We start from the raw sequence: 22,408 nt of genomic DNA, 5'->3' as shown, positions 1-22,408 counted from the left end.
CCCTCTTGTAAACGATTACATTCGGACAATGAGAGCGGGTGTAGCGCTAAACCTCCACCCTGCCCAAGGTAATGGGGGAAGCTGATGAGGTCCGGACAATCAGGTCATACGGTAGTACCAGCTCGCCCGAAGGTAGTTCGCCCTTGCCCATGAGGTTGGCAAGGATGGCGGCAACTGCGGCGTCGGTCATGGCCCCCGTCGGCTGTGCAGCCACCGTCAGAGGGGGCCACGCTCGCCGGGAGGCGGCGGTATCGTCGAATGCGGCAACGGATAGATCTTCAGGGACCCGAAGTCCGGCTCGCTGGGCCACCCAAAGGACCCCCAGGCCCATGTCATCGTTGCTTGCCAGGATTGCGGTGGGGTGTGGCTGCTCAGCGATCAAGGATTCGGCCGCCTCGCATCCGGATTGGAAGGAGAAGCGGCCTGAGCGAACAAGTGATGGCTCGATGCTCAGGTCATGGCTGGCCATCGCGTCCTGATAGCCAAGCAAACGCTCATGACTGTCGCCGTGATCCATGGGACCGGTGATGAAGGCAATCCGCCTGTGACCAGCCTGGATCAGGTGCGTAGTGAGCTGATTGGCTGCCCCCCGATTGTCTATACGGACGGTCTGCATTCCCTCCAGGGGAGCTGCGCCCGCGATTGCTGCAGCTGGGATCCCGAGACGCTGGAAGTAGTCCGATCCAGAAAGGAGCTCGGCATAGGGGGGAACCAGGAGCAAGCCCTCGGCCCCAGCTTCGATCGCTTCCATGACCAATTGTTCGGCATGGTCGACAGTGGGCAAACGCCCCTCGCGCACGACCAGCTGAGCGCCGACCGTGTTGGCACTGGCCAGGGCGGCGAGCAGCACTTCGGTCAAGAAGGGGGAGCGTACATCGGGGTAGAGAAGGCCAAGCCGGGTGCCAGCGGCACCTGCCAGCCGCCGGGCTGCGACGTTTGGGACGTAGCCAGTGGCCCTGATGGCTTCTTTGACCCTGGAACGGGTCTCTGCGCTGACCTTTCCGCGGCCATTGATCACATTGGACACGGTCATCGTCGACACCCCAACCCGATCCGCTACGGTCTGGAGCGTCACGGCAACGCGGATACGACTGGCGCGACGAGCCGGCATGAAAAGTCCAATCAGGTGAGATTTAGCGCTAAATGAGGCCCAATGTACCGCAAACATGGCCCGATGTAATCGTTTACTCATGGCCGGATCTCTTCCTATCTATCAGCCTTCGTCATGCCGATCGCACCCACTTTCAGCCCCCGAGCTCAGCAGTACGCAACTCGCGCCGCGTTCTTCATCCCTGGATTCGCTTCGGCGATCTGGGCGGTACTGGTGCCGTTTGCCAAGGCCAAGACGGGCGTGGACGACGGCGTCCTTGGGCTGATCCTGCTGTGCCTGGGAGCGGGCTCCCTCACCGCAATGCCTGTGGCCGGCGCCTTGGCGGGTAGGTTCGGTTGCCGACGCGTAATGATTGCCACCGCGATGGTCATCTGCGCCAGCCTGCCGCTTCTGGCAATTGCGGCCAATCCCTGGCTGCTGGGTGCCTGCCTATTCGTATTCGGCGCTGGCATGGGAGCGATGGACTGCGTCATGAACATGCAGGCGGTTGTAGTTGAGCGGGAGTCTGGCCGCGCAATGATGTCCGGGTTCCATGCCTTCTTCAGCATCGGTGGCTTTGTTGGCGCCGCAGTGATGACTGCATTGCTCTCCGCGCACGTAGGGCCGCTGGCGGTGTGCATTGCAGGAAGTGCCGTAATGGCTCTACTGGCCGCAGCGGCGACCTCGCACTGGCGGAGTGAGCCGCTGCATCAGGATGGTCCGATGATCGCCTGGCCTAAAGGCGTCGTTCTCTTCCTGGGCATTTTGGCCTTCATCGTCTTCCTGGCGGAGGGCGCAATGCTCGACTGGAGCGCGGTCTTCCTCGCTGACGTCCGCCAAGTCACACCCTCCATGGCTGGGGTGGGCTATGGCACTTTCGCTCTCACCATGACGGTTACCAGACTTTTCGGTGACTCCGTTGTCGAGCGCCTGGGACGCATTCGTTCCATCGTCGTAGGCGCTCTCTTGGCTACGATAGGCTTCGTCGTACTGACCTGGGTAACACCTTGGCAGGCCTCGTTGGCCGGCTATGTTCTTCTGGGGTTGGGCTGCGCAAACATCGTACCCGCGCTGTTCTCGCTGGCGGGCAACCAGACTCGTATGCCAGAGGGCGTCGCAATCACGGCCGTCACCACGCTCGCTTACTCAGGCGTTCTGGCTGGGCCGGCATTGATTGGACTGGCCGCGCACGGAATCGGACTGATCGGTGCCTTCATGGGCGTCGCCGCGCTGTTGGTGGGTGTCGCGCTGTCTACGCGGTGGCTGAAGGTTTGAGAAAACGGGGGCAGAGCTCGCCGGATTGGCGGGATCTGGCGCAACGACTTCAAGTTGCCTGACCGACTATGTCTGCTTTCGGCCAGAAGCGGACATTGGCGTGTCCGACCGCTATCGACCCTAAGTCAGGCCGCAAGAACCGAGCTTAGTTCCGCTCTTTGATGTTCCAGGATCTAGTCGCCAACACGGACTTAATCCATAGCTCATCATCCGCGCTCGAAGAAGGGCTTTGCAGGAGGAAGCTGACGCGCATACGCTAATCCGCATGACCTACCGGATTCCATAGCATGGGCATTCTTGGACAAACGCTAACCCAGGACGCCGTGCGAACGGCCGATTGGGTGCGTCACGTAGACGGATTAGGCGATTGGCCGACAGGCGCGTCGCAGCACTATACGCATCTGCTCCGCGTTACCCAGGAACTGGATGCGCAAGGCCGTGCCACAGAAGCGGCGATTGTTCGCCTGCTTGCATCGACCGTCTCGATGCGACTGAGCGCCGGCACCGTTAGCAACCTATTCCACCCGCTTTTCCGAATAGGCGACAGAGTAAGCACGTTGATCGAAGACTACGATGCCAACGACGTCGCCTGCCTCCAGGTGCTATCGGAGGCCGTCGAAGATCCTTGGCTCAAGGCCAGGCTCGCCGATGTCGCATGCGTCGCGGGGCAGGGCCTCGGGATGAAGATGTGGCAGTACGGACAGATCGCAGCCAGAGCCTACCTCGATCATTGCGAGCAGGTCATGTGCGGCGAGAACGCTGTTGCCTCACGCGAAGAAATGCAACGCGGTCTTGAGCTTACTTCCACGTATGCAAAGCGCGACGTGGATCTGCACAACAGTTACTGGAGCTTGATCGAAGCTGCTATCCACCACTCGCTCGCGCAGGGCTGGCCGGGTGTCTTTTTCCCACTTTCGGAACTTGTTCGGGGGCGCAACCGAGCGCTAGGGCTGAGACTCGCCCCGGCTTTTGAGGATCACGCAGCCTGCCTTGCCGCGCAAGGTGACGGCTATCACCCCGACAACGCGCAGACCTGTTATGAGATCGCCGCTAGGTTCTGGGAAAGGAATCGAGACGATTCTGCGGCACGGAGGTGTCAGCAGGCGGCCGCCGAGGTTTTGGTTGAACGTGCGCGGCTACCGGCCCAGGCGATGCTGAAGGCGGACTGGTTGGCCGAAGGAATAGCCAAGCTTCGCCAGTACGGCGGAGACCGCGCCAGAATCCGGGACCTGCAGGAAGAGCTCGCTGACGTCCGCAGGACGATCCTGGACGAGATGCACCTTCACGAGTTCCCGATGGATCTCGGGGAATTGATCGAGCACGTGCGCGCGACTGTAATCGGCCCCACCGACCACGAAGGACTAATGCAGTTGGCCTATGGCATTGGGCATGGCGCCACGTACGACAATGTCCGGCAGTCTGTGCTCGACAACAATGCTCGTCATCCGCTCGCCGACTTCTTTGTCCGAATCAGCTACAACGAGAATGGGATTCCTGTCTCCAGGCGGGAATCCTTCGACCGAACGAATGAGGACCACGTCTTTCAGAAGATGATCGAGCAGGTTCGAGAAATCGACGCCACGGTCGCAATGCCTGGCATCTTCGAGGCCATCGACATCTTCAACGAGAAGTTCGAGCCGTCCCTAAACAGCCTCTTGCTCTACCTGCATCAGTCCCCGAGCGTTCCCGATGGCCATGAAGACTCGATCGCACGCGGCCTGACAGCAGGATTCAACCATGATTGGTTAGAGGTTGCCGCTTACCTGATTCCGCAGGCCGAGGCGATCGTGCGCAACATCTTCAGGCGTGAAAGAAAGAACACCCTAGTCGACCGCGGCGACGGCACTGAAGAGGAGATGTCCCTCAACCAGCTTCTGGAAAGCGCCCCTGCCGACGAGGTTCTTGGCAAGGATTTCGTTCTCCAGCTGCGTGCGATCCTCACTGAGAAATCTGGCTTCAACCTGCGCAATCTCTACACCCATGGATTGCTTAGCGACGATGCTCTTCACAACGCCGGGTTGTACAACTTGTGGTGGGTTTTGCTTCGTATGGTCTTGTTCGTTCCCTGGGGCCATGAATGGATGCACGGGCGAATAGAGGAAAAGCGGCGAAGTGCAGTCAACGGTCACGATGAAGCGGCTATCGAGGCCAGAGGCGCAGCCCCGTAACGTCCGCTTCGGGTCGGTAGCCGACAGTGGCATCCTTCCCTGCGGTCGATCTGGGCCCGATGTCCGCTTCCGGCCAGAAGTGGACGTTCAAGACTCGGGAACCAAGCCTCCCCGCGGAGCGCGGTTGGGCTTGAATGAACTGTCAGGCGCCAACCTGCGAACCGAAGCCGACAGGAAGCAACCGAACGTCCGTAGACATGCAGATGCCATTTCCCCCGGAAAGTGGCCGTACACCCAAGATGGTGCCCTGCTGCGCGAGCTCTGCCTGGACAATGACGACAGGCTGTTCAGCGCCATCCTCCAGTAGCTGAACTGCGCAGCATGGAAGGGTCATTGGAGCTGGAGTGGAACCACCCTGTACGTAGAAGACGGCAGAGCCGGCCGCAACATCAGCCTCGGTCGCTGGGCGGCCGACCACGCACGGTGTGGCATGCCAATCGGTTGCCGAAATGGGACCCCAAAGTTCAGTCATAGCTGTACTGGCACCCAACTGCCGAGTAGACGGACCCGTGGGTCCGGTCATGCGCGCTAGCCACGATGCACCGAGTTGCGCGCCTCCCCTTGATACAGCTCGATCTTAGGGCGGCCGGGTCCGGCTAACAAGCCAGTCCAGCGGCAGGCTTGGTGGCCGCGCCAATGGCTGCTATGGGTCGGATGCTGCCTTGTCGTGCCCACGACTGTTTTCGGCCAGAAGCGGACATTGGCCTGCTAGCTCTCGGATGGCGGCTTAGCCGCCCCATCAGGCTCTCGGAGCTCGGCTCGGATTTCCTTCGCGAACCGCTTGGCCGATTCTGGCCAACCAAGCTCCATGGCCCCCACGCAGCCCCAGCAATCTCCGCCGCAGTCGGCAGAGAGCAGATCGGCAGAGACATCAAACTTTCGACCGCAAATGTTGCACCGGTTGCTGATCATCGACATGTTCCTCATCAGAGAACCGAGCTGCTAGGGAGACTCACGTCAGCTTCCGGCCAGAAGCGGACACTCAACGCCTGAGCTAAGCCGAGCCGCGAAGCGACTTCGGCTTGAATGAGTTGTCAGGCCCCCGGCGGTGCTAAGGCCAGCTCATCGGCCGAGAAATCGCTAAGCCAAATTGTCTCACCAGACGCACTGACGCACTCAACAACGTATCGGTCGGGCTGGCCGAATCCACGCAGTAAATCTACGACAGCACCTCGGTCCCCAACCTGGGGCAGCGCCTTGTTGATCTTGAATGGATCGTAGAACGTTGGCGGATGCCGAATCTCCGTAACGACCACTGTGGAGTACTGAGAGATCATCTGACGAGGCCTAACTCTGGAATTAAGCCTACCCGCGCAGTGGGCTCGGCTTGAATGAACTGTTAGGCCACAAGCTATGGGAACTTCACTTGCGACCCGTACACGACCTCACCAGCCTGGACTCGCAGCTCAACGTCCGCAAGGCGCTGATAGATCCTGCGCCAGTGCCGCACCCAATGCACCAATAGCGGCAGGCCGAACAGAACGTAGCTGACCGCCGCCAGGAAAATGGCCGCAGAAACCTCTCCAGGGCGTACCCAAAGCCATACCGCGACCACGAAAGCGCTGAAGATGATTCCGCCGGCACCTGCGGCAAGAATTGATCGTAAACGCATGACCGATACGGCCTTGCGGACATCGGAGAGATCATCAAGCGAGATGCGATCAGAGCTGTCCATGCGGCTTGATTACCTTTTAGACGGACCCCGGAGTCCGGTTACACGACTTACCCACAAAGCACCGCATGGCGGGCTCTCCCCATGGTACAGCGCGATCCCTGGTCGGCCGGGTCCGGCTGACAAGCCAGCGTACAACCAGACCCAGCAGACTCGATGGACAAGCTTGGGCTTGGCCAAAGCTTCGATCTCCCCACCTCAGTGCACCGGGCCCAGATTGCTGGGCATGCCCTTGCGCAGCACCGACAGATACCGCAGATACTTGCCAACAAAGATCCCGGTGAACCCACCGGACAACAGCAGATAAGCAGCACTGAAGCTGCCGTTGGCACTCAGCGCAGGCGACACCGCAAGCGCCACCTCGAACCCGTACTTCACCAGGAACGTGACCAGCAGCAGCGGCAGCAGGCTGTAATCCGCGCTGCGCCACAACCGGCCCGTCGCTTCATCCACGGTCAGCGTCGCCCGGCGCAGCAGCACCCAGCCAAGCATTGCACCCGCACAGATGCCGGCGAGCCACTCGCTCCACGCCACCAGCGAACCGCCGTAGCGATGGCTGATCGACCAGATGCCCCACACCGTGAACAGCGCCGGCACGATCGCCAACCTCCGCAGCGAGGTCTGGCCTGGCCGCATGGCCGCGACGCCACGGGTGATGAGGTACGTCAGGATCACCCAGACCCAGATCGGGGTGTGCGCAAGGATGGGCTGCAGCAGGGTCACGGGAGGTCCTTTCAGTGAGTGCCCGCACGGAGGGCGGTGGGTGGCGCTCACTATTGACGGACCGGACGCGCTGAACAAGTGACAGGTGTCAGCGACCGCTTCCTGGCCGGCGGTCGACGTCCTGCATGCCCATGCTGATCGCAGCTACCGCGCCTGAAGCTCTCCCAGGTCCAGATGCCTGGCATATGAGCGCTGGCTGCTGATCTGAACCACGCTGGTCTCGAATCTTTGGCCGTCCCTGCACTGGACGATGAAGTGGTAACCCTTGGGCTCGGGACCGGCTACGACCATCATGGGAACCGAGAACACGCGCCCAACGGGTTTCGACGAAACCACGTTGCCGCTTTCCCCGAGCATGCTCAGCTCGCAACCGAGCGCGCCATCATCACTCTGGCCTGTCGGCACGCTTCCCGAAACGCGCACGACCATATCGCCGCCGAAGGTTGCGCAACCAGAGAGCACAGCCAAACCCGCAATGGTAGCCATCGCATACTTCACTGTCGGCACTCCTGTTTGCCTGCAATGCATGTGTTGAATGCATCCGCGTTTGCATCTGCAGATGCGGCATCACTTCCGGATCTGTTCCCCGGGCGGGGCCATTGCTCATGCACCCCGCAACATAGGCTATTGGAATCAGCGCTTCAAGGCATTACCCAGCGCCTCACCCAGCGCCCCCACCTTGTCCCCATACGGCGCACGCAGCCGCAGGTTCGACGCCCCATCCTTGGCCTGCACCACCACCGCCTTGCGGTGGCTGAACTGACGGAAGCCATGCACGCCGTGGTAGGCGCCCATGCCCGACGCGCCCACGCCACCAAACGGCAGTTCTTCCACTGACGCATGCGTCATCACATCGTTGATGACCAGCGCACCGGACGTGGTCTGCTGGGTAAATGCCGCCTGCCCTTCCGCGGTGTCGCCGAAGTAATAGGCCGCCAACGGGCGCGGATGCGCGTTGATGTAGGCAATCGGCTCTGCGGCAGCAGCGTAGGACATGACAGGCAGCAGCGGCCCGAAGATCTCTTCCTGCATGATGTCCATGTCGTCAGTGGCGTTCAGTACCAGGTGCGGCGCGATCTTGCGGGTGGCCGCATCAAACGCTGGCTCGCCTGCCGGGGCCAGGGAAATGATCGCCGCGCCCTTGTCGGCCGCGTCGGCCAGCAGGCCGACCAGACGGTCGAAGTGGCGCTGGCTGACGATGGAGGTGTAGTCCTCGTTGTCCTGCAGGGTCGGGAAGATGCGGGCCATGAACTGGTGCGCATGCTCCACCAGCGCGGCGCCGCTGCCCTCGGGCACCATGAGGTAATCCGGCGAAAGGCAGATCTGCCCCGCATTGAACGTCTTGATGGTGAGGGTGCGTTCGATGGCGGTCTGAAGGTCTGCATCGGGCGCCACCACCACCGGCGACTTGCCGCCCAGCTCCAGCGTCACCGGCACCAGGTTGTTGGCGGCCGCGCGCATCACATGGCGGCCGACGGCGGTGCTGCCGGTGAACACCAGATGGTCGAACGGCAGTTCGCTGAAGGCCTTGCCCACCTCGGCATCGCCCAGCACCACGCCCAGCTCCATCGGGTCAAAGTAGACCGCGATCAGTTCGGCCAGCAGCTCAGAGGTGGCCGGGGTCAGTTCGGACGGCTTGATGAGCGCCGAGTTGCCTGCCGCGAACACGCCGGCCAGCGGGGCGAAGGCCAGGTTGATCGGGAAATTCCACGGGCTGATGATGCCGACCACGCCCAGCGGCTGGTGTTCGATGCGCGTCTGCATGCCGGCTACCGGGGCCTCCACGTCTTCGCTCTGCATCCACGTGCCCACGTTGGCGGCGGCATGGTTGAGCGTGGCGGCGGTGGTGCCCACGTCCACCAGCAGCGACTGGTAGCGGCTGCGCTGGCCGAAATCCCTGGAAATGGCCTCGGCGATGCGCTCGCGCTGCTCCAGCAGCAGCCTGGCGGCGCGCTGCAGGCGGTCGCGGCGCTGCTCGAGCGTGGCCGGGCCCTGGGCAATCTGATGGGCGCGCATGGCCCGCAGGATCGTGTTCAGTTCAGTGGCGTGGGTGCTGGTATCCATCTGGGGCAGCCTCTTGGAAGACGTGGGGGAGGACGCGAAACCCCTTGCAGCACAGGGGTTTTCGCCATGGAGTGAAGGCTACGCCCCCTGCCCGACCCCGGCCAACGAGGCTTTCGATGAAGGGTCATAAATAATGTTATGGTCCGCCCCATGTCGCTATCCCGCCTGCGCACCTTCATCGAGGTCTACCGCCAGCGGTCGATCAGTGGCGCCGCGCGCCGCCTCAACCTGACCCAGCCTGCGGTGTCCCAACACATCGCCGGCCTGGAAGCCTCGCTTGGCCGCACCCTGTTCCATCGCCTGCCCAGCGGCGTAGACCCCACGCCGGCCGCCGACGAACTGGCGGCCGATGTGGGCGACAAGCTGGACCAGGCCGAGGCCGCACTGGCCGCTGCGCGCACCCGTTCTGATGAAGTGGCCGGCGCGCTGCATATCGTCGGGCACGCGGATTTCCTGGCCGAAGTGGTGGCCGCCGAACTGGTGCCGCTTATCAAGGTGGGCATGCGCGTGCGGCTGCAGACCGGCAGCACCAGCGTGGTCTGCCAGATGCTGCTGGATGGCTCGTGCGACCTGGGCATTACGGTTTACCCGCCGGAAGATGATCGGCTGCGCTGCGAGACGGTGCGGCAGGAGCCGCTGCTGGCGGTGGCTGCACCGGAAGTCGCGCAGCGTATCGCCGCGCGTGCGGATTGCGGTGCGGCGTTGTGCGAGGAGCCGTTGCTGGCCTACAGCCTGGATCGGCCGCTGGTGGATGCGTGGCTGCAGTTCAACCAGCAGGATGTGCGCCCGCCGCTGCCTGCGCTGCTGGGACAGGATCTGCGTGGGCTGCAGCGGCCGCTGCAATTGGGGGTGGGCTGGACGGTGCTGCCGCACTATCTGTGTGCGGATGCGTTGAAGCGCGGGACGCTGGTGGAGATTGAAGGGCCTGTGGGACGTGCGAGGCTGGATTATTACTTGATGTGGACGGCGGCGGGGCTGAGGCAGCCGCGGGTGGCGCATGCTAGGCAGGCTTTGCTTTGGAGGTTGCGGTCGGCTGTGGGAGAAGAAACGAAGGACGTTTGACGCCGGGTGACTGGCGGGATCAGGAAAACTATCGCGCTCTCATTTTCACTTGGAGGCAAGACGAAATGGCATTCCGAAGGATCCACTCCGCTCGTTCGACCATGGCCACGATGGCTAGAGCAGGTCGGATGCTCGCCCTAGTGTTTCTGACGGCAGCTTCCATGGGTTGTAGCGCTTCTACAGGAGACGAAGGCGCCAGCAGCAAGTTCGCACCTTTGGAGATTTCGGGCGTACGTCCTGGCGCAACCATGGATGCGATTGTCAGTCAACTTGGCAAGCCTTCGAAGAGAAGAGCATCAGATGGATTCATTGTGAGTTCGTTTGACTACCCGGAACTCACTGTTGGGTTTGATGAGTCTCGAACAGTCGCGCTGATCGAATCACGATCCTCAACTGCATGCTTGCTTACGAAGGTATGCCCTGGTGGAAAGACTGAAGAAATCATCGAGCAGATCAAAACAGGTGGGTACAGCTACCAGCACCAAGGCGAGAGACTGATCTTAAATGGCGACGGTTGTTGGGGAGGCGTCCACCTGTCCGGAGGAGTCGCAGAAAGCGTGATCATCCGCTGTTCACCATGAAATCAATTAAGTAAAAATTGACCCCCAGAATGGCGCGATATGGAGACGCTTCAAGAGCTTGCTGCCACTAAATCAGCACACTCCGCCGTCATTGCCCAGGAAATTGATGGGGCGTTCCAGCTACTCCAGCACATGACTCATGAGATCATTCGATCAGTCCTTGACATCAAAATTGATCATTAACGCGATGTAGAAAAGGATCCGATGAACTGGAGCTCGCTATTTCGCCGTGACGACCTGCGCAACAATTGCACCGACGGACAGAGCGAGAGCGATCAGCGACACCCCGAGCGACCATGCGAACTTCGAATGCTCTTGCTCCTGAGCAGCAAGCACCGCGGTCAAATATGGAAGATTCACCGCATTTCGAAGCTCTCCCACAGCGGGAGCGAATAGGTGCACAGAAGTGTTTTCGCCAGTCTTATATCGATACTTATAATCGATATGGTAGTACAGATAGCCAAACAAGATATTCCTATCGCAACCAAGCTTCTGCGCCACTGCATCAATGTCGATGGCGATCATTGTCTTGCCCAAGCTTGGACCTTTGACTGGAAATGCACCCTCGTACATGTCGAAGATACAACGAAGGACCTGCCGCTCGGTTGGTACGGAATTTGCCATATTGGCTGCCACCTGTGCTAGGCCAGACCGCAAAGCGGCATCGGCTCAAATTGATTTTTGGTCGTCAACAACGATTGACTGAGAGCGCCGCGCGTAGACCGGTCGAAATGGGTCCGAAGTATCGGTCGCGATCTTGTACGTGAACTCCAGAACCGTTCCTCTCAAGCGGATATCGAACGAACGGATACCTACAAAGAATGGATTATGGCCCAAGTGAATAATTGGACAGAAGCGTTCCTGCAAGGGCTCCAGCGGATAGCTGCTTGGCGACTTCTTGAAGGCAAGTCGATCCTCAATAGTTCCATACTTATCTACATATAGCTGCCTCATGAACTGCACCACAAACTTCTGGTTACTACGAGGTGAAAGCAACGACAACAAGCGCTTTTCCCCGGACGGATAACGGTCTTCAAAGATGACCCAGCCAGAACCATGTTTCATAGATTGCCAGCTACGGTTTGAACCCAGTTTGGGTCGGTCTACGGATTGTGTGGTGGCAACTCCCGCTGGTCAATCGCAATTCCCCTAGCATAGTCAATTGCCCACTTTGATCCCGACCTCTTCGCTGCGTTGGATCAATGGGGCTACCCAGGGCAGTGAGACAGGTCCGGGAAGAGCTGGACAACAGCCCAGTCGACAACAACAGGCGTCGAATTTAACCAGCCCGCCATGCCGGCGATTCAGTTAGTCTAAGCCCGCTGGGCATGCAGCTTGCCGTGGCCCGTGCCGATCCGAACTCGCAGACTCGGTACGGTAGGAATTTGGCCGCCTTTGCTAATAGGAGCGTCTGCGCCCCAGCAAGAACGATCAGGACTACCGCAGATGAAATCTCGGCGCAGGTAAGGAGAAAGGGGAATGGAACGGCTCCAGGCAGACCAATCAAACGTCCAGCCAAATGCCCACATAGGTCTATAGCGACCACGCCCCATCTTACGACTCCCTGCTAGTCCTCCCAGCGATCTTCGCTATAGGCCAAGAACAGCAGCTCAACTCCAGCAAACCGCTGACACCAAGCGCCACCACTAGGCTTTCATCGCCTAACGGGCTGCCTCGATAAGGCATTGGGTTTAGTAGATAACAAATATGACCTTGCGACGGCTACTGAATCGCTGCAATCTCACCGTTTTCGAACCAATCGCTTCCCCTGATTCTGTTTAGCGCAGATGCGGGGTCAGAAGACCAAAGAACGAGGGCCAGCGACTCTTGGGCCCGGCTGCAGGTGACGTACAGGAGGCGCAATGTCCGGTCGATGGTCGTCTCCTTTCCTTTCCCTACATTCTCCATATCCGATTTACTGAGCTTGACGCCCCCGAAAATTTTGTCATACGAAATCAAATTGCCACCCGCTAGCTTATCGTCCATCACGACCATGACGTGAAGGAACTCTGAGCCTTTAACCACTTGGTGGGTGGCAAGCTCAGAATTTCCCGCGAGATAAGTGCGGTATTTCGTCAGTTGACTCCATGGGGTTGCGAACAGCGCACACCACCCCCTACGCATGCGGTCCTTCTTTGACTCATCCTCGCCTCTGGCCGGAACTGGCGGCGCAGGAGATTTGTCATCAAAGGCCTCCGAAAGACGATGGTCGACCTCAAACAGGTTTGCGCGCAGGACGGGCGCGAGAACTTCTTCAACTGTAGCTTCAGGATTCCTGCTGGCAGCAGCGAAGGCAGAGATGGCTTGAAGCATCTCATCGGAACGCTTCGCGCGCTTGACCCCGTCCTCCGGCATGTTTTCGAGACGCCCGAAGCAGCGAAACACCTCGGTGGCCTTGAACTCGTCCAGGGCACCATCGGCACCGACACAGGCCTCCAACTGCGCGAGTTCATTTAAAAGCATCTGTACAGCGGAAGGTCCCTTGTTCTCACCACTCCCTGTCGGTGCGGCCGAATTTGCATCGATCAAAGCCATCGCACTGTATGCGTCAAGAAATGAACCACGAGTTGCGACGAGCTTGTGCTCCAGGGCTAGCAGCTGATATCGACCGCGAGCCCAGGCATCAGACCCGATCGCTTGACGCATCTGGTCTGCGCACCAGTGTTCGCCGGCGACTTTGTCCTCCGGCGAGAGTGATGTGTCGCCGACAAAGATCCTGACTAGCCCCCCATTCTTCTCAGCTCGCGGATGCTGCTCGACGCCATCGGCGGGCTGTGTGCGGCCCTCGAGCTCAGCTTCCCATATTCTGTTGATGAGCGTGACGATTCGACGTTGGCTGCGATGATTCATCTGCAGCTCTGGAGTCGCCCAACTCTTCGGAACTAGGCTTGGGAGGTCCGAATGACCGTCGGTATAGATGCGCTGCCTATGATCACCAAGCAATCCAAGGGTAAGGCCGGTATCCCTTGGCTCCGCGAAGCACATCAAAGCATCCAGCATCCCCTTCATGGTGTCTTGCGACTCATCGATGAGAATGATGGGGTGGCGATCCTTCAGGATGGTCTGCAGAGTAGGCCTGTTCCGCAGCAGCCAGGCTGTTGCGTCCAACACATGCTTGTGGGCAAGCGCCCCTGCACCGTGCGTCTCGCGATCAGGGTTGTAGATGAAAACCTCGGTCAGCTTGAATGCCTCGATGTCTTCCCTGATTTCATCCAAGTGCCGCTGCTTCGCTGGCGTGATTCCCCTCGGCTTGGCCGCCGCATCTGCCGTTTCCTTTTCGAGTTGGGCTTCCTTGATAGCGACGAGCGCCTCACGGATGTCATCGTTGAATCCACTGATGAGTTCCCAGCAGAATGCGTGGATTGTGGAGACGCCCACCAAGTCGTTGTCTCCGAGACGCCCATTGATGACCGCGACAGCGTTCTTAGTGTATGTGACCACACGTATAGAGCGGCCATACATCCGCAATCGCCGGGCAAGTTCCCCACCCTTTTCGTGCTGCGTAACACCCGTCATTCGACGCAAAACCTCCACCAGAGTCCGGGTCTTTCCGGACCCAGCACCGGCAAACAGGAAGTAGCTGCGCGGAGGCTCCTCTGTGAGATAGCCACAGATCTCCTCGACAACTCCAGAGTCACGCTCATTGTCGGCGAGTGTGGCGACTTCGTTCATACCAGCGGCTCCTTGCCAGGCTCGAGCTGCGCCTGTAGCCAGGCTAGTGCATCTGCGATGTACTTCGGGCAGGCAACTGGCTCGTCAGAGGACAGCTTCTCGAAGATGCTTGCGGCAAACTCACCTTTGTTGAGCGAGCCGTGCATTACCTTGTGGAGCGTCGCGACCGTCTCACCAACGCTCCCAGCATCGGCCACTGCTTTTGCTACAGAGCCAAGAGCTCCGGTTGGCGGCTCGACCTCCACGCCATCATCATCAAGCTGCTCTTCCATGAGGCCCTTGAACCAATTCATGTTCGTAAGAACTAGAGAGTCTTCAAAGGAGCTGGGCCAGCTGCCATCAGCTTCAGCAACCGGCAACTGCCAAGCGAATCGCACTAGGCAATCTTCCGTCTGACTCCAAACCAACTGAGCATCGGTCGGATTTCTGAAATCATCGAGCTTCTGGAGCTTGGGATGCCAGCCACGGAGTGTCGGATTGCCACACTGGAGGCCGGCTTGACCGCTATTCGCAACCGCGACCAACCTCTTGGTCGGCTCTCCGTTCTTCTTGATTTTTCCGTCTTGTTCCTCGCAAGGATCGACGTCGGTAATGATGACGGTCGGAATCCGGAGTTTTTCGACGAGTGGCTTCAGCCGGTGGGCATGGCTCCCTCCGATATCAAGGAAGGACACATACCGGTTGCTCAGCCCCTTGAAATCCCGCTCGATGAAAAGAGGGACGAGCATGCGCTCAGCGACACCTTCCACAAAAATGGCGGCGTTGGCGAATAGGAGGTCGGTGTGCTGGACGCGGAAGTACCGCTCCGCAAACTGACGTGTCCTCTTGTCATCACCAAAGACCTGCCCAAGATTCACGACCTCGGTCGTTGGCATTGGGCTCGCCGCGCTCTTTGCAATGCGTCTTACATACCGGAGACGATCAAAGTCCTCGGCGTGCGCTAGATGACTCGAGTGGGTACTGATCAGTAGCTGACTCTTGAGCGCTGAAGCGTCTGCCCCCGTCGGGCTTATTAGCTTGTGCGCCTTATTAGGAAATATGCGCTGTACTTGGACATGGAGGTGCGCCTCAGGCTCTTCAATCATCACAAGGTGGACCGGCGCAGGGGAGCCTTTTTCCGGCTTTAGCCGGGCGGCCTTGAATGACACCAGCTGGTAGCTGAGGGACTGAAGGTTCTGATACCCGAGTCCGATGGAATGCTCAGGAAGGAGTTCTTCGAGCGAATCCTTCTGCATGCTGTACTGGACCGCAGTTCCATGGTCTAGGAGGTCACCCGTCTGGATGCGAGTGCGAAAACGAATTTCTTGAGGATCATGCAACCCTGGGTAGCCAAGCTCCTTCACCTCCTCAACTGAGTCGGCAATTGCTTCGTGGATCTTCTTGTCGAGATCCCTCTGCGCCTCCGCTACCGCCTTGATGAGGTCCGCTCGATGCCCATGCCCCGTGCTGGCGACGTTCAAGTGCTGACGGGCGAACTTGAGGAGCTGGTTGGAGAACATTCCAACTCGATGTGGGCCAGATGCGGACCGCGAATCAGCTTCCTCACCGCCCAGCCCACGCTGAGCAGCTACGAAGTCTACCCGCATCACTTTGGACAGATGCTTCCGTTCGATCTGACTTGCGTTAACAGCAAGCGTCTGGCTGACGTAGGTCTTGAAGCCAGTTATTGGGTTGTTCTCTGCATCTAGCTTATATGCACGGACCTGGCCGAGTTTCGAAGGTTCACGGAGCCAGAAGTCCAAGAGGTCTATGGGCCATGCCAACGAGTCAGCACCCATTTCCCTCACTGGTTCACGCGCCGTACGATATGTCCAGGCGAGTTGCTTAAGCTCTTCAACGGTCGACGCCGGTTCCAAGCGCAGCCGGACACCAACGGCACCTCCCTTCCAACTGAACTTGGAAAGGAATGGTGCGACGTAGTGGTACATGCCCGCCGCCGCATCGAACCAGAGATCCAAGGTGGGCATGGTCGAGAGAAGGGTCTGAAGCTGCTGCTCCCACTGTTCCTCGTCTCCTGGCACGGTTAGAGGGTCTTCCGCCAAGGCTTCCCATGCTTTTCCAAGAGCTCGCAGTTTGGGCCACTGCGAGAGGCTTATGTCAAAGGAGCCGAAAGGGGAGCCGTCCGCGAGGAAATGACGGAGAGCGGCGAGCACTGAGGTCTTCCCGCTGTTGTTCGCTCCGACCAGAATAGTGGTCTTCTTGTTGACGTCCAGTTGAACCTTGCCGAGGCGCCGGAACTGACAAAGCTCCACAAATCGAAGTGTGATGCCTCCGGAAACCGAATTGAGGGAACCCGCGTCTGGCATTGAGGCACCTTTTAATCTGAGCTAATCGAGGGGTCACAAATATTAAATTCCCTAAGCCCCCGGGAAGCGAGGCCTCATGTCACCAATAGTGGCGAGAGGCTGACTATCGTTTATAGCTATATTTCCGCACAAATCGCTCACCAAACTATGCCACGGACTGGCACCGGGGAGGCGAGAGAGCGGGAATAGTAGACTCCATTCGATGCGAGGGATTTTTTTATCTATTCGGCTGATAGATCATTCTTTCAACCAACCGCAGACGGCAAGACGGACAGCCGCATTACAAGTACACCAGACACAAATTAAGGGCCCCAACATTTATATTTAAACTGAATATTGGAATTAATTTCCAAGCTTCAATCTCTCTACTTCTTGGGCTTTGGGGGTGCTGGAGACGGAGGCGTGCGTGGCGTCGCGGCCTGCTGTCCACGCGCAGGATTGTTTGGGTTGGATCCTTTGGAATCGTTCGCGTAGGTAGATCCGGCTCGACCCGGCTTATTTGGGTTGGACATCTATTCCTCCTTCTCTCATGAACTCGACGAATTCGATCTCAGTAACGCTGACAAGCATGCTGTCAATCTGAGGCAGCTCAATATAGGATCCGTCGTCATGCCACACGGGATCCTGCAGCAAGAGCTGTCCGGCTGATGGGCTAACAGGCCATTCTTTTGGCCATCCTTGCAGGCGACGTCCATCCTTGAAATTGAGAATTACTGGCCGCTTCAAGGAAGAAAACGCGCAGAACCACTCTGACGGGTGTGAAGTGCGCAACGTGAGACCCCAGCGGTCCCTGAGCCACCTGTGGGGTATGTCCTTATTAGCGCACACAGCGACGCACGCACCTACGAGCAATGCGACGACGAGAGATGCCACCAGCCTTGCATCCCTATTCCATGGGAGCAGTGGATAGCATTCTCCAATCCATATCAGGCACCACTTTAGGAGTGGGAGGATTGCCTGAACAACGAATGTGAAGATCAGGGCTTCAACAACCCGCTCCAGCTTTTCGGGGCGGGAATGAGAAGTGAGTCCGTAAAAGACCCAAGCCGCAACAAAGCCTGGCAGTAGAAACACTAAAAGCGAGATTACGCTGGCTGAAAGCTCAGGAACTCCATCCATCTGAGGGCGCCGCTCCTTTTCCGCCTAAATGTGACATTCGTCGCGTTATTTCCTCCCAGCATTTTTATCACGCCGCCCGTCTGCAGCGCAACGCTGCTAAGAAGGATTGGTGGAGCGAAACTGCTGCGTCCGAGTTGAATCACGGACTTCCGCAGAGGGTGGCGGGACGATACCGGCTTGTACTCAGGCCATAAGCGGACTCAACACCAGAGATCGCGCAACTTAGCCTGCTTCCGCTGACTGACGCGCTCCAAAATGCGCATGTCGCATTTGCCCTGCTCAGGCTCAGATAACTGCACTACCTGACGCCAATAGCCCTACGCCCCCGAAAGCCCCGGCCCGTGTGCCTCTCGCACCAGCGATCGCCCATGCGACAATGCCAAAAGCGTCATGGGTTTTGGCGGCATTGACCCCATCCCTTGCCATTCCCAACTACATCCAGCAACTCTGGCACCGCCACCGAAAACGGGTGGCCGGGACTCGAAAACCCGTTGTTGTGATGAAGTTTGCGCTCACCAGTCGGTACCACCTCGCGTGGTGCCGGCTGGTGATCCGTCTGCCGGCTATGGCGGGCGGTGCGTGGGGGCCTTGCGCCCGCCGGCGATCATCACACACCGGTTTTCGAGCCACGCATCGTCCGCCACCTTTATCGGTGGCGGCTTCTGCCTGTTTGCACGGAGCCAGCCATGACCAAGCCGCATTCCCCCTCCCCGCGTCCCCACCAGGACGCCCCCTCTTCCTTCGATTTCAACAGCCTCATCGCCATCCTGCAGAGCATTGGTGCCGGCGCTGCCTCCGATGGCCAGCCCTGGCCCGAGCGCCACCAGGTGCGTGGCCGGCAGATCGCCCTGGCCGATGCCGACTGCGCGCTGGCGGGCCAGCGAATCGTGCAGGAAATCCTGCTGGCGGCCATTCGCGCGCAGCAGAACGGCGACCCTGACGAGTACGTAGGTGACCGCGTGCTGGAGGGGCTGGCGATGGCCGCGCTGGCGCTTACGGCGTTCATCCAGGAACGCGTGCGGCCGGTTGAGTGAGGGCAGGTTGGGCTGCGCCAGGTGCATCCACGGACGCCGTGGATCCACCTGGGTCGCCCGCCAACGGTGGGTCAGAACGCCACCTGCGCTCGCACCCCAACGGTGTTGCCCGAATCAGGCCCTTGGAAGGTGCCCACCTTGTTGTCGGTTTTCCAGTGCACGTAGTTCACCATCAGGCGCGACCAGTTATTGAGGTACCAGTTCATGCCCACTGTCCACGCGGTGCCTTCACCGCCGCGCGCGGCGTCCAGGTAGTCATAGCGGTCGTAGCGTGCGGCCAGTTCAAACGCGCCCCAGCCGCCTTCCTGCACGGGCCGCAGCACGCGGGTGGTACCCCATACGCCAGAGCGACGGCTGAAGCCCGGTCGTTCGCCGGTAATGAGCCAGCCGGCATAGACGGAGGTCGCTTTCTGGTCCACCGCGTCCACCGTGCTCGACTCAATGGTGCGCACGGTCTGTTCGGCAAAGCCCCACAGGCTGCGGTAGACCCCGCCCAGCTCAAGGCCCCAGGCGCGGTTGTCGGTGACATTGGCGATGGAGCTTGCCGACACGCGTACGTTGCCGTTCCAGCCCAGTGCCACGGGCGATGTCTTGTTGATGCTGGTGACATCGGTGCCCAGGTCTTCATACCAGTACCAGCCACCCAGGTGCACAAACCCCTGCTGCCCGCGCACCGGGTTCCAGTGCGCACGCGCGAGGTAGGCGATGGTGTCGCTGGCGGTGCTGTCATTGCCGATGTCATCGCCGGTTACCGCCAGGCTGGCATGCCAGCCCTCGCCGATGACCTTGGTAGTGAGGCCGAGGCCGTAGTAGCCGCTCTGCTGCGCGCCCACAGACGCCACCGCGTTGCGAGACATGAACGGCGTGGTGGTGCCGCTGCTGCCGCCATCCAGGCCACGGTCCTTCAGTTTGTTGCCCAGGTAGACCTCGGTGGGCAGCGTTCCCAGCCGGGTATCCCAGGACAGGTAAGTGTCTTTCAACGACACCTCGTTGCCGGCAAAGTCGGCATCGATCTTGTAGCCCAAGGGGCCCATCTGGCCCTCTGCGCCCAGGCGGCCACTGGCCAGATCGGTGCCGGTGATGTTGCGCGCGGCGAACCCGGAGGCGTGAGTACTGGTGAAATCCACCAGCACCCGGCCGCGCGGGTGGAAGGTGAACTGTCCATCGCTGCTGCGGAACTCCGGCCCGCCCTTGCGCCAGCGGACATTGCCACTCCCCCCGCCGCCGCCCCCGGTGGCTGCCAGCTGCGCCACCTGCGCCTGCAGCAGTGCCATATCATCCTGCCGCGTGCTGGCGATGGCGACAGAGACCTGTGCCTGCACCGGGTCGGCGGCGGCCGGGGCAGCCCGCTCCAACGCGGCCAGGCGGGCGTTGAGCGCCTCCAGCAATGCCGATTGCTGGCGGAGCTGCTCAGCCTGCTGCTGCACCTGGGCGCGCAGTTCGGCTTCGGTCGTTGCTGGTGCCGCAACAGCATGCGGTGCAGCCAGCGACAGGCAGCCAACGGCAGCCGCAGTGAGCGCGGCACGGTTCAGAACGTTCATTGTTTTCTCCCGAGGGAAGTGAGGGTCGCGCGGCTCAGTCGCCGCTGCCGTCGTCGTCGCGCACAGGCACCACGCCCTGTAATGGCGCGGGCACTGCCGGGCTGATCGGCATCAACGCCTGTGGTGCAACGCCCAGGTAGCCATGGCTGCGGGCCCACGTGGCAAACAGGCGCGGCCATTGGCCCACCAGTGAGCCCGGTGCACCCAGGCCCCAGCTGTGCCCGCCTTTCTCGAACAGGTGCAGCTCGACCGGAAGCCCTGCCGCATGCACGGCCTGGTACAGCGCCAGGCTGTGGCCCACATCCACTGTGTGGTCGTCCACCGCCTGCGCCAGGAAGACCGGAGGCATATCCGTGCGCACGTGGGCTTCCACCGAGTAGGCCTGCTCGGCATCGGCCTGGCTGCCCAGTTCACGCCGCGAGCGGGTCTTGTCCAGCGGCGCGCGCATCGACACCACCGGGTAGATCATGCCGAGGAAATCCGGCCGCGCCGAAAGCTGGTCGGCCGCATCCACGGGCGCGTAAAACGGTGCATCGAAGCGCGTGGCAACTATGCCGGCGAGGTTGCCCCCTGCCGAAAACCCGATCGCACCGATCCGCTGCGGGTCTACGCCCAGCCCGGCGGCGCGGGCACGCAGCAGGCGCATGGCGCGTTGCCCGTCCTGGAACGGTGAGACCGGCGCCCAGCCATCAGCGGGCAAGCGGTAATACACGACTGCGGCGGTCACGCCCAACGATTGCAGCCATTGCGCGGTGGGCGTGGCGGCACTGCCGATCTGGATACGGAAGTATCCGCCACCGCCGAAGATCACCACGGCCGTTCCATTGGGTTTTGCAGGGCGGTAGATCTCCATGCGTGCATCGCTGACGCCAGAGACGGCGCCCTTCGCACTGCCCTCCGCGCCGGTCTTTTCCGGCCCCAGCGCGCGTTGATGCCAGTGGTCCTGCGGCCATAGCGGCACGACCTCGGGCGGGCCTGCGACAGGCTGTGCGCTGGCCTGTACGGCCACAATCGCGCCCAACAACAGACCGGCCCACGGCCAGACGGCGTTTCTCACTTTCTGCTTCATCGTCCCCTCCCAAGGATGCGACAGGCAGTGCGTGGGCATGGATGCCCATGCTGCCGGCCGATTGTCTGCACTTGCAGACGGGAGGGCGATAGCTAATTGGGACTACCGCCTGTGCGGGTGGTCGCCATGGCCACGGGGCAGTTCAACGCCCCTGCGCGGGTGCGACGCTGGGCCTGCGCGCGGCGACAGTCGCCAAGCGGCGGCTGACGAGGCCGTAGAGGTCCTGCAGTTCGACCGCGCGCTCAGGCGTCATGTTGCTGCCGAAGAGGACGCGTGCGAGTGCCGCTTCGTGGGTGTCATCGGGGAAGCGCTCGCGGGCGCGGTAGACGTTCTGGAAGACCAGCCAGGCCAGGCGGAGGCCGCCGCCGGGCAGCGGGCGCACGAGACGCTCGTAGGCCTGCCAGAACTGGTATTCGGCCTGCAGGTCGACCGTCGGCGCCGCGTAGGGCACCGGACGCGGGCGTCCGTGGGCACGCGGGCGGGTGGGCAGGTAGACGGGATCGGGCTGGGCCATGCTGGACAGCATGCCCCAGCAACATTGTGGGAACCTTGCGCTGGTGCCGGAATATCAGTGCAGGTTGTGCAAAGTGTGGTGGTGGAGCCCGCTTTGGTAGATGCAAACCTTGGTTGGCAGGGTTCTCCCGGCGCCGGAGGCATTCCGCCGGGCATGGCCCGGCGCTACCGGGGTGCGCGGGGAGCATCCACGCATGGCGTGGATCTACTGGGGCAGAGTCCTCCGCATTCGCGGAGGGATCCGACCCCGGGTAATGCGTGTGCCGTTTTGGTAGATGCCAACCTTGGTTGGCAGGGTTTTCCCGGCGCCGGAGGCATTCCGCCGGGCATGGCCCGGCGCTACCGGGGTGCGCGGAGAGCATCCACGCATGGCGTGGATCTACTGGGGTAGAGCCCTCCGCATTCGCGGAGAGATCCGACCCTGGGTAATGCGTGTGCCGCTTTGGTAGATGCCAACCTTGGTTGGCAGGGTTTTCCCGGCGCCGGAGGCATTCCGCCGGGCATGGCCCGGCGCTACCG

At 60.6% G+C, this 22,408-nt stretch carries 17 protein-coding genes and 1 pseudogene; 5 read left to right on the top strand and 13 right to left on the bottom strand.

Going from position 1 to position 22,408, the window contains the following annotated elements; translation table 11 throughout:
• Positions 1–46: 46 nt before the first annotated feature.
• Positions 47–1,111: a LacI family DNA-binding transcriptional regulator gene (locus AC3WL7_RS17150; protein WP_492751891.1), complete on the bottom strand. Its 1,065-nt coding sequence runs from the start codon at positions 1,109–1,111 to the stop codon at positions 47–49.
• Positions 1,112–1,225: 114 nt separating this feature from the next.
• Between AC3WL7_RS17150 and AC3WL7_RS17145 the strand changes: the two genes are divergently transcribed.
• Both AC3WL7_RS17145 and AC3WL7_RS17140 read left to right on the top strand, forming a co-directional pair.
• Positions 1,226–2,365: an MFS transporter gene (locus AC3WL7_RS17145; protein WP_492751889.1), complete on the top strand. Its 1,140-nt coding sequence runs from the start codon at positions 1,226–1,228 to the stop codon at positions 2,363–2,365.
• A 287-nt stretch (positions 2,366–2,652) separates the two neighbouring features.
• Positions 2,653–4,533 (top strand): DUF7380 domain-containing protein, encoded by a 1,881-nt coding sequence (locus AC3WL7_RS17140; RefSeq protein WP_492751887.1) that lies wholly within the window; start codon positions 2,653–2,655, stop codon positions 4,531–4,533.
• A gap of 1,351 nt (positions 4,534–5,884) precedes the next feature.
• On the opposite strand, the gene AC3WL7_RS17135 is transcribed toward AC3WL7_RS17140, so the two are convergent.
• The 4 genes and pseudogenes from AC3WL7_RS17135 to AC3WL7_RS17120 form a co-directional block, all read right to left on the bottom strand.
• On the bottom strand, positions 5,885–6,208 hold the full coding sequence (locus AC3WL7_RS17135; protein WP_492751885.1) for a hypothetical protein: 324 nt from the start codon (positions 6,206–6,208) through the stop codon (positions 5,885–5,887).
• A 195-nt stretch (positions 6,209–6,403) separates the two neighbouring features.
• The gene (locus tag AC3WL7_RS17130) at positions 6,404–6,922 is read right to left on the bottom strand and encodes a DUF6622 family protein (RefSeq protein ID WP_492751953.1); all 519 of its coding nucleotides are present in this window, start codon (positions 6,920–6,922) and stop codon (positions 6,404–6,406) included.
• 150 nt (positions 6,923–7,072) lie between these two features.
• Complete coding sequence (locus tag AC3WL7_RS17125; protein WP_492751883.1) at positions 7,073–7,426, bottom strand: hypothetical protein; 354 nt, start codon at positions 7,424–7,426, stop codon at positions 7,073–7,075.
• 135 nt (positions 7,427–7,561) lie between these two features.
• A pseudogene (locus AC3WL7_RS17120) lies at positions 7,562–9,007 on the bottom strand (coniferyl aldehyde dehydrogenase); the annotation flags it as partial.
• 135 nt (positions 9,008–9,142) lie between these two features.
• Here AC3WL7_RS17120 and AC3WL7_RS17115 point away from each other — a divergent pair.
• On the top strand, positions 9,143–10,054 hold the full coding sequence (locus tag AC3WL7_RS17115) for a LysR family transcriptional regulator (RefSeq protein WP_492751881.1): 912 nt from the start codon (positions 9,143–9,145) through the stop codon (positions 10,052–10,054).
• Between the two features lie 128 nt (positions 10,055–10,182).
• Positions 10,183–10,635 carry a hypothetical protein gene (locus tag AC3WL7_RS17110; protein ID WP_492751878.1) on the top strand — a complete coding sequence of 151 codons (453 nt, stop codon included), beginning with the start codon at positions 10,183–10,185 and terminating at the stop codon, positions 10,633–10,635.
• 219 nt (positions 10,636–10,854) lie between these two features.
• Here AC3WL7_RS17110 and AC3WL7_RS17105 read toward each other — a convergent pair whose 3' ends face one another.
• The 5 genes from AC3WL7_RS17105 to AC3WL7_RS17085 form a co-directional block, all read right to left on the bottom strand.
• The gene (locus AC3WL7_RS17105; protein ID WP_492751876.1) at positions 10,855–11,259 is read right to left on the bottom strand and encodes a hypothetical protein; all 405 of its coding nucleotides are present in this window, start codon (positions 11,257–11,259) and stop codon (positions 10,855–10,857) included.
• A gap of 45 nt (positions 11,260–11,304) precedes the next feature.
• Complete coding sequence (locus tag AC3WL7_RS17100) at positions 11,305–11,700, bottom strand: hypothetical protein (protein WP_492751874.1); 396 nt, start codon at positions 11,698–11,700, stop codon at positions 11,305–11,307.
• A 657-nt stretch (positions 11,701–12,357) separates the two neighbouring features.
• The gene (locus AC3WL7_RS17095) at positions 12,358–14,307 is read right to left on the bottom strand and encodes a UvrD-helicase domain-containing protein (protein WP_492751872.1); all 1,950 of its coding nucleotides are present in this window, start codon (positions 14,305–14,307) and stop codon (positions 12,358–12,360) included.
• The gene (locus AC3WL7_RS17090) at positions 14,304–16,613 is read right to left on the bottom strand and encodes an AAA family ATPase (protein WP_492751869.1); all 2,310 of its coding nucleotides are present in this window, start codon (positions 16,611–16,613) and stop codon (positions 14,304–14,306) included. The genes AC3WL7_RS17095 and AC3WL7_RS17090 overlap by 4 nt, the downstream gene beginning before the upstream one ends.
• Before the next feature lie 495 nt (positions 16,614–17,108).
• Complete coding sequence (locus AC3WL7_RS17085; RefSeq protein ID WP_492751867.1) at positions 17,109–17,732, bottom strand: DUF6338 family protein; 624 nt, start codon at positions 17,730–17,732, stop codon at positions 17,109–17,111.
• Positions 17,733–18,418: 686 nt separating this feature from the next.
• Between AC3WL7_RS17085 and AC3WL7_RS17080 the strand changes: the two genes are divergently transcribed.
• Positions 18,419–18,766 (top strand): hypothetical protein, encoded by a 348-nt coding sequence (locus tag AC3WL7_RS17080; RefSeq protein ID WP_079223998.1) that lies wholly within the window; start codon positions 18,419–18,421, stop codon positions 18,764–18,766.
• 71 nt (positions 18,767–18,837) lie between these two features.
• On the opposite strand, the gene AC3WL7_RS17075 is transcribed toward AC3WL7_RS17080, so the two are convergent.
• From AC3WL7_RS17075 to AC3WL7_RS17065, 3 genes are all read right to left on the bottom strand, one after another.
• Positions 18,838–20,307: an OprO/OprP family phosphate-selective porin gene (locus AC3WL7_RS17075; RefSeq protein WP_492751865.1), complete on the bottom strand. Its 1,470-nt coding sequence runs from the start codon at positions 20,305–20,307 to the stop codon at positions 18,838–18,840.
• A 34-nt stretch (positions 20,308–20,341) separates the two neighbouring features.
• Positions 20,342–21,376 carry an alpha/beta hydrolase gene (locus AC3WL7_RS17070; protein WP_492751863.1) on the bottom strand — a complete coding sequence of 345 codons (1,035 nt, stop codon included), beginning with the start codon at positions 21,374–21,376 and terminating at the stop codon, positions 20,342–20,344.
• A 142-nt stretch (positions 21,377–21,518) separates the two neighbouring features.
• Complete coding sequence (locus tag AC3WL7_RS17065; RefSeq protein WP_283220418.1) at positions 21,519–21,902, bottom strand: hypothetical protein; 384 nt, start codon at positions 21,900–21,902, stop codon at positions 21,519–21,521.
• Positions 21,903–22,408 lie beyond the last annotated feature (506 nt).

The sequence above is a fragment of the Stenotrophomonas sp. FW305-3-2-15-E-LB1 genome, assembly GCF_058787375.1.
Note: the sequence above shows the minus strand (reverse complement) of the source record. Positions and strands in the feature narration are given on the sequence as shown.

Excerpts from the sequence above, each read along its gene's own strand:
- AC3WL7_RS17110 (WP_492751878.1), top strand. The coding sequence starts at position 10,183 with ATGCTCGCCCTAGTGTTTCTGACGGCAGCTTCCATGGGTTGTAGCGCT.
- AC3WL7_RS17095 (WP_492751872.1), bottom strand. The coding sequence starts at position 14,307 with ATGAACGAAGTCGCCACACTCGCCGACAATGAGCGTGACTCTGGAGTT.
- AC3WL7_RS17085 (WP_492751867.1), bottom strand. The coding sequence starts at position 17,732 with ATGGATGGAGTTCCTGAGCTTTCAGCCAGCGTAATCTCGCTTTTAGTG.
- AC3WL7_RS17090 (WP_492751869.1), bottom strand. The coding sequence starts at position 16,613 with ATGCCAGACGCGGGTTCCCTCAATTCGGTTTCCGGAGGCATCACACTT.
- AC3WL7_RS17150 (WP_492751891.1), bottom strand. The coding sequence starts at position 1,111 with ATGCCGGCTCGTCGCGCCAGTCGTATCCGCGTTGCCGTGACGCTCCAG.
- AC3WL7_RS17105 (WP_492751876.1), bottom strand. The coding sequence starts at position 11,259 with ATGGCAAATTCCGTACCAACCGAGCGGCAGGTCCTTCGTTGTATCTTC.
- AC3WL7_RS17135 (WP_492751885.1), bottom strand. The coding sequence starts at position 6,208 with ATGGACAGCTCTGATCGCATCTCGCTTGATGATCTCTCCGATGTCCGC.
- AC3WL7_RS17070 (WP_492751863.1), bottom strand. The coding sequence starts at position 21,376 with ATGAAGCAGAAAGTGAGAAACGCCGTCTGGCCGTGGGCCGGTCTGTTG.
- AC3WL7_RS17140 (WP_492751887.1), top strand. The coding sequence starts at position 2,653 with ATGGGCATTCTTGGACAAACGCTAACCCAGGACGCCGTGCGAACGGCC.
- AC3WL7_RS17080 (WP_079223998.1), top strand. The coding sequence starts at position 18,419 with ATGACCAAGCCGCATTCCCCCTCCCCGCGTCCCCACCAGGACGCCCCC.
- AC3WL7_RS17115 (WP_492751881.1), top strand. The coding sequence starts at position 9,143 with ATGTCGCTATCCCGCCTGCGCACCTTCATCGAGGTCTACCGCCAGCGG.
- AC3WL7_RS17100 (WP_492751874.1), bottom strand. The coding sequence starts at position 11,700 with ATGAAACATGGTTCTGGCTGGGTCATCTTTGAAGACCGTTATCCGTCC.
- AC3WL7_RS17145 (WP_492751889.1), top strand. The coding sequence starts at position 1,226 with ATGCCGATCGCACCCACTTTCAGCCCCCGAGCTCAGCAGTACGCAACT.
- AC3WL7_RS17075 (WP_492751865.1), bottom strand. The coding sequence starts at position 20,307 with ATGAACGTTCTGAACCGTGCCGCGCTCACTGCGGCTGCCGTTGGCTGC.
- AC3WL7_RS17065 (WP_283220418.1), bottom strand. The coding sequence starts at position 21,902 with ATGCTGTCCAGCATGGCCCAGCCCGATCCCGTCTACCTGCCCACCCGC.